Source organism: Caballeronia glebae, assembly GCF_001545035.1.
Lineage (GTDB): Bacteria > Pseudomonadota > Gammaproteobacteria > Burkholderiales > Burkholderiaceae > Caballeronia > Caballeronia glebae.
Window position 1 is genome coordinate 86,183 of record NZ_FCOJ02000028.1, and the last position, 6,335, is coordinate 92,517.

Genomic DNA, 6,335 nt, shown 5'->3' on the forward strand with positions numbered 1-6,335 from the left:
CTCACAGTTCCAGTACGAGGTCCGAAGTCGGACGGCTGCAGCACAACAGGCGCAATCCCTTCTGGACTTCCCTGTCGCGAATGCCGCCGTTGTGTTTCATGTCGACGGTGCCTTCCAGCACTCTGGTCTTGCACGTTCCGCAAATGCCCTGGCTGCACGACGACGGCACCGCGACGCCCGCTTTCTTCGCCGCCGACAGCACGGTCTGCGACGCGTTCATCGTGAATGACTTCGACGAGCGCGAGAGCTTGACCGTGAAGGTTTCCTCGGCAGCGCCGGCTTCTTGCGGCGCGGGCTCGGGCGCGACGCCCGCGCCGATGTCGAAGCTTTCCTGATGGTAGCGCGCCGGATCATGACCGCCTTCCCGAAGCAGCGTTCGCACCGCGCTCATGTATCCGGCCGGGCCGCAGGTGAAGACTTCGCGCTCCAGATAATCGGGCGCCCATCGCGACAGCAATTGCAGGCTGAGACGTCCGACCGGACCGGGCCACTGCGTGTCGTCGCCGATGCCCTCGCACACGAAAAACACGCGCAGACGCGGCGAGAGCTTCGCGAATAGCGCCAGTTCCTCGCGGAACACGATATCGGCCGGCGTGCGCGCGCTATGGATGAAAACGATGTCGCGATCCAGCCCGAGGTCGATGCTCGCGCGCGTCATCGACATGAGCGGCGTGACGCCGGAGCCAGCGGACAGGTACAGCGATTTCGTCGCGGGCGCGACAGTCGGCGTGAAAGCGCCGGAAGGTCCGTATGCGCGCAGCTGGCTGCCGGGCTTCATGTTGTCGTGCAGCCAGTTCGACATCGTTCCGCGCGGAACGCGCTTGACCGTGATGGACAGCAGAAACGGGCGCGTCGGCGCGGAGGAGATGGTGTAGCACCGCTCGACCGGTCGTCCCTGCACGTCCGAAGACACGGTGATGAACTGACCCGGCTCGAACCGCACGGGCAAGCCGTCTGCGGTGCGGAATTCGAAGCTTTTGATGTCGTGCGTCTCGTCCACGACGCGGCAACACGTCAGCGTCTCTTGCACGCCGCTCGGCCAGAGCTTGCCGCCGTGTTCCCACGTGGCGGCGTCGGCGAGGCGATCGTCGAGATCGAGGGCGGGAGCAAAAATTCTGTCGATGGAGTTCATGGCGCGCAAAGAGTGCGTTGAGGATGAGCGCAGAATTGGATCGCTCAAAAACACCGTCAACGCGCTTTATTTTCCGCGTTCCATTACTCCATGTTATGCGTCAGCCGTCCACCGGCGCCGTGGGCGTTTCGAGCTTGAGCTGATAGAACGCCGCGTCCAGCCAGCGGCCGAACTTGAACCCGGCTTCGCTGATCGTGCCCGAGTGCGTGAAGCCCAGCCGCGTATGCAGGCGGATGCTGCCCGCGTTCGTCGCGTCGACGCAACCGACGAGCACATGCACTTGCGCTTGCCGCGCGCGCCGGATCAGTTCGCGCAGCAGAAGCTCGCCGAGGCCGAGTCCGCGGCAATCGCGATGCACGTAGACGCTGTGCTCCACCGTGTACTTGTATGCGGGAAACGCGCGGAACGTGCCCCAGCTCGCGAAACCCATCAGCTTTCCCGAGGCATCGACTGCGCCGACGACCGGAAAGCCGCCCGCGCGTTTCGCCGCGAACCACGTCGCCATGGCTTGCGCGGGGCGCGGCACGTAGTCGTACAGCGCGGTCGAGTTGACGATGGCTTCGTTCAGAATGTCGAGGATGGCCGGCGCGTGCTCGGCCTCGTTGCAGTCGATGAGGCGCACGGAGTCGCGCGGTTCGGTGGTGTTCATTCGGTATCCGTTCAGGCTGAAGATGAATCAGGTCGCGGGCGCGTCGCCGATGGCGAGAATGTAGCGCGCCGCTTTCGAAGCCGGGTTGCTGAAGATGAGCGGCCGGTCCAGCCGCATCGCGAGGCAGTCGCCTTGCTGGAGCGCGTGAAGCTCGTCGCCGATCACGATGTCGATGCGTCCTCTCATCACCCAGACATGCTGGTGCAGGTTCGATTCGCGTCCGCCCGTTTCATAGGCGACGCGCGCGCCGGCCGGAAAGACCACTTCGACCAGTTGAAACGGCGACGGCCAGCACGCGGGAGACAGGTTTCGGCGCGTATAGCCGGATTCGGGATCGCGCCATTTCAATTGCTGGCCGCGCCGCGCGAGCGGTTGCGCCGGCGCGCCTTCCGGCTCGCCACCGAAGAGACTCGCGAGCGACACGCCGAGCCCCGCCGCGAGCTTGTCGAGCACGACGGCCGTCGGGCTGGCCGCACCGCGCTCGATCATCGAGATCATGGAGCGGCTCACGCCGCAGCGCGCCGCGAGCGTGTCGAGCGTGTAGCCGCGCGCGGCACGCAACTCGCGCACGCGACCGGCGATGCGTTCGTTGATGTCGCTCTCGGTCGTTTGCTCGGAAGCGTGCTTGACGTTATCTAGCATAGTGGATGTAGTTTCCAATAAGCTGGATAGCGATGTCAAGGGAAAGCGGGCTCCGCTGCCCGAGGACAGCGGAGCCCGCCGATGACGGCTACGGCCGGTTCAGATCAACCGTACACGGGAAAGCGCTTCGTCAGTTCCGCGACCTGCTGACGAACGCGTTCGAGGTTGCCCGCGTCTTCCGGGCTTTCGAGCACATCGGCGATCAGGTTGCCGACGATCTCCGCTTCCTTCGTGCCGAAGCCGCGCGTGGTCATCGCGGGCGAGCCGAGACGCACGCCGCTCGTGACGAACGGCTTCTCGGGATCGTTCGGAATGGCGTTCTTGTTCACCGTGATATGCGCGGCGCCGAGCGCGGCTTCCGCGGCCTTGCCGGTGATTTTCTTCGCGCGCAAGTCGACGAGCATCACGTGGCTTTCGGTGCGGCCCGACACGATGCGCAGGCCGCGCTTGACCAGCGTTTCAGCCAGCACGCGCGCGTTGTCGGCCACGCGCTGCTGATATTCCTTGAACTCCGGCGAGAGCGCTTCCTTGAACGCGACGGCCTTCGCGGCGATCACGTGCATGGGCGGTCCGCCCTGAATGCCCGGGAAGATCGCGGAGTTGATCTGCTTCTCGTATTCCGACTTCATCAGGATGACGCCGCCGCGCGGGCCGCGCAGGCTCTTGTGCGTCGTCGTGGTGACGAAATCCGCGTGAGGCACGGGATTCGGATACACGCCCGCCGCGATCAGGCCGGCATAGTGCGCCATGTCGACCATCAGATAGGCGCCAACGTTCTTTGCGATCTTCGCAAGACGCTCGAAGTCGATCTTCAACGCGAACGCCGACGCACCCGCGACGATGAGCTTCGGCTTGTGCTCGTTCGCGAGTCGTTCGGCCGCTTCGTAGTCGATGTCCTCGGCTTCGTTGAGACCATAGCTCACGACGTTGAACCACTTGCCCGACATGTTGACGGGCGAGCCGTGCGTGAGGTGGCCGCCTTCGGCAAGGCTCATGCCCATGATCGTGTCGCCGGGCTTGAGCATCGCGAAGAACACGCCTTGGTTCGCCTGCGAACCGGAGTTCGGCTGCACGTTCGCGGCTTGCGCGCCGAAAAGCTGCTTCACGCGATCGATCGCGAGCTGTTCCACCACGTCCACATATTCGCAACCGCCGTAGTAACGCTTGCCGGGATAGCCTTCCGCGTACTTGTTGGTGAGTTGCGAGCCCTGCGCGGCCATCACGGCCGGGCTGGTGTAGTTCTCCGACGCGATCAGCTCGATGTGATCTTCCTGACGCCGGTTTTCGTCCGTGATGGCCGCCCAGAGTTCCGGATCGACGTTTTCAACGGTGCTGGTTGCGCGATTGAACATGATGGTACCCATGTGAGAGAGAAGCGGGTTGCTGCGGGAACGCGTGACTGTCCCGTATTCCATCGAAAGCCAACGCGCGCGGATAGAAGAATTTCGACATTGCGCTGGAATGCAGGCACCCGGCTGGCGCGGCGTCACGCGTGCCCGTTTCCGGGCTCTGCGTGACTGATCTGCATGAGCGCGAAGGTGTGGCGCGGCTCGAAACCAAGCCGTTCGTACAGGGCGATGGCGCCTTCGTTGTGACTGAACACGTGCAGGAACGGCGTTTCGCCGCGCTGCCCGATTTCCTTGCGCAGGATGTTCATGAGGCGGCCGGCGAGACCGCGTCCGCGAAAGCGTTCGTCGACACACACGGCGCTGATCTCGACATACCCGTCGATGGCCATGCGCTCGCCCGCCATCGCGATGAGTTCGCCCCGCTCGCGAATCCCGATGTAGCGGCCCGTCTCGCGCGTGCGTTTTCCGAACGGGCCGGGCTTCGTTCGTTGCACGAGCGCGAGCATGTCGTCGACATCGGCTTCGCCGAGGGCGATCACGTCGCTGTCGTCGATGCTTTGCGTGAAGCGTTGCGGCGCGATCATCTGATCGATGTTGCCGACGCGGTTCGCCTGCAAGATGTCGATGCCCGCGAGCGCATCGGCCGACAGCATGGCGACGTGCTCGCCGGGCCGCAGGAGCGCGTGCAGCGCGCGCCACGCATCCGGCGCGTCTGGCGCGATAGCCGCGAACGGCGCGACATCGGGATGAAAACGCCGCGCGAGCGCGTCGCCCTGGCCGAGATGCGCCTGTCTCGTGGTCAGCGCGGCCCAGATCGGGCGGTCGAGTGCTGCGTGGGTCGGACGGCTCATGTCGGCTCCGATTGCGAAGGGTGATCGAATGTCGGTGACTTTAGGCAAGTCGGAGCGTTCCGGCTATTGTCGTAAATGACAGTTTTGGGGTCATTCGCGCCATGCGAGCGCGTCGGACGTCGGCATGGGTCGAACGGGAATACTCAACCGTTTCCGTCGATGGCCGAGCGAATCGGCAAGTTCGCCGCGAACGCGTGCCGCTTCAGAACTTCTCCACCCACGGCCGCAACTCCATTTCCCACGTCCACGCGCTGCGATGCTGGCGCAACACATCGACATAGGTTTGCGCGATGGCGTCGGGATCGAGCGTGCTGTCCGGCGCGTCGAGCGGATCGGCACGATGTTCGGCGCGCACCCCGCCATCGATGACGAAATGCGCGACGTGAATGCCCTTCGGGGCCAGTTCGCGCGCGGCGCTCTGCGCCAAGCCGCGCAACGCGAACTTGCCCATCGCGAAGGGCGCGGACAGCGCGAAGCCCTTGACGCCCGCGGTCGCGCCGGTCAGCAGGATCGCGCCCTTGGCCGCGGGAATCATGCGCCGCGCCGCCTGCTGCACGGCGTGGAACGCGCCGAGCGCTGAAACGGCGACAGCCTGCGCGACCTCGGCCGCATCGAGTTCGGCGATGGGTCCGCGCACGCGTCCGCTCGCGTTGTAGATGACGATTTCCGGTGCGCCGATGCGCGCGTCGGTCTGGGCGAAGAGCGTTTCCATTTCGCCGGCATCGGATGCATCGACGGGTAGCGCGATCGCGCCGGTTTCATCGACGAGCGTCGCCAGCTTTTCGACATTACGCGCGGCGATAACGACCGGAATGTTCTCGGCGCGCAAACGTCGGGTGAGAGAGCCGCTGATGCCGGGCCCGGCACCGATGATGAGGGCGCTGCGATAGGGAAGAGTGCTCATGGCTTCACGCTCGGACGAAAGGTGGAACCGATCATAACCGTGGCGCGAAATCGGCGCGCGGACCGAAGCCCTTCATTCCGACTGACCAATAGCGCGCTAGTCGCTAACACGCATTGTCTTTCGCCCGGCCTTCGGCAATCAGCCCGATATGGTCGCTTACTCGATGAACGGCGCGGCGTTGCCCGGCTCGTGATTCCGAACGACGGCAAGGCGGGACGCTACGTTTCGAATTTGGTGGCGCTGCAAATGATGTCGGCGTCGAGGTAATGCGCGCGAAGCGTTGAGAGAGGAGAAGGAAGCGTGATTGTTCCTTCTCCTGTCGGCGATGCTGCTTCAGGTCTTCACGCCTTCACGCCGTGCAGCAGGCTGCCGATGGCGTCGAGCGACTTCGTGATGTTCGTCAGATCGACATTGGTGTACTGCGATGCATCGACCTGCGTCACGGGCGCCACGTTGATTTGCGGGCTCGCGAATGCGAAGCCTGTGATCGAGTTGGCGTTGATGCCGTTGTTCTGGAAGATGCTCGCACCGCCGACGATGGCGCGCATTTCTTTACGGCCGAGTTCTTTGCTGACTGCGAGGTTGTCGATCTTCAACATGATGTCTCTCCGGATGACCTGAATGTTTGTGCGAGGGCTTAGAGCTTCACACCGCCGAGCACGCTGCCGACCGCGTCGAGCGACTTCGTGATGTTGGTCAGATCGACGTTCGTGTGCGTCGATGCATCGACTTGCGTCACGGGCGCGACGTTGGTTTGCGGGCTGGCGAACGAGAAGCCGCCGTTGTAGTTGGAGTTGATGCCGTTGTT

7 protein-coding genes are annotated in these 6,335 nt (G+C 64.1%); all 7 read right to left on the reverse strand.

The annotated features are described in order from the left end of the window. Position 1: 1 nt before the first annotated feature. Complete coding sequence (locus AWB82_RS19865) at positions 2 to 1,132, reverse strand: hybrid-cluster NAD(P)-dependent oxidoreductase (RefSeq protein ID WP_086970213.1); 1,131 nt, start codon at positions 1,130 to 1,132, stop codon at positions 2 to 4. A 100-nt stretch (positions 1,133 to 1,232) separates the two neighbouring features. After that, complete coding sequence (locus AWB82_RS19870) at positions 1,233 to 1,781, reverse strand: GNAT family N-acetyltransferase (RefSeq protein ID WP_086970215.1); 549 nt, start codon at positions 1,779 to 1,781, stop codon at positions 1,233 to 1,235. A 27-nt stretch (positions 1,782 to 1,808) separates the two neighbouring features. Then, positions 1,809 to 2,423 carry a helix-turn-helix domain-containing protein gene (locus AWB82_RS19875; RefSeq protein WP_086970217.1) on the reverse strand — a complete coding sequence of 205 codons (615 nt, stop codon included), beginning with the start codon at positions 2,421 to 2,423 and terminating at the stop codon, positions 1,809 to 1,811. Positions 2,424 to 2,527: 104 nt separating this feature from the next. Further along, positions 2,528 to 3,775 carry a serine hydroxymethyltransferase gene (gene glyA, locus AWB82_RS19880; RefSeq protein ID WP_086970235.1) on the reverse strand — a complete coding sequence of 416 codons (1,248 nt, stop codon included), beginning with the start codon at positions 3,773 to 3,775 and terminating at the stop codon, positions 2,528 to 2,530. Positions 3,776 to 3,909: 134 nt separating this feature from the next. Then, the gene (locus AWB82_RS19885; RefSeq protein ID WP_086970219.1) at positions 3,910 to 4,623 is read right to left on the reverse strand and encodes a GNAT family N-acetyltransferase; all 714 of its coding nucleotides are present in this window, start codon (positions 4,621 to 4,623) and stop codon (positions 3,910 to 3,912) included. A 202-nt stretch (positions 4,624 to 4,825) separates the two neighbouring features. After that, entirely contained in the window at positions 4,826 to 5,527 is a 702-nt protein-coding gene (locus AWB82_RS19890) for an SDR family NAD(P)-dependent oxidoreductase (RefSeq protein ID WP_086970221.1), read from the reverse strand. Between the two features lie 341 nt (positions 5,528 to 5,868). Beyond that, the gene (locus AWB82_RS19895) at positions 5,869 to 6,126 is read right to left on the reverse strand and encodes a hypothetical protein (RefSeq protein WP_086970222.1); all 258 of its coding nucleotides are present in this window, start codon (positions 6,124 to 6,126) and stop codon (positions 5,869 to 5,871) included. Between the last annotated feature and the right edge of the window lie 209 nt (positions 6,127 to 6,335).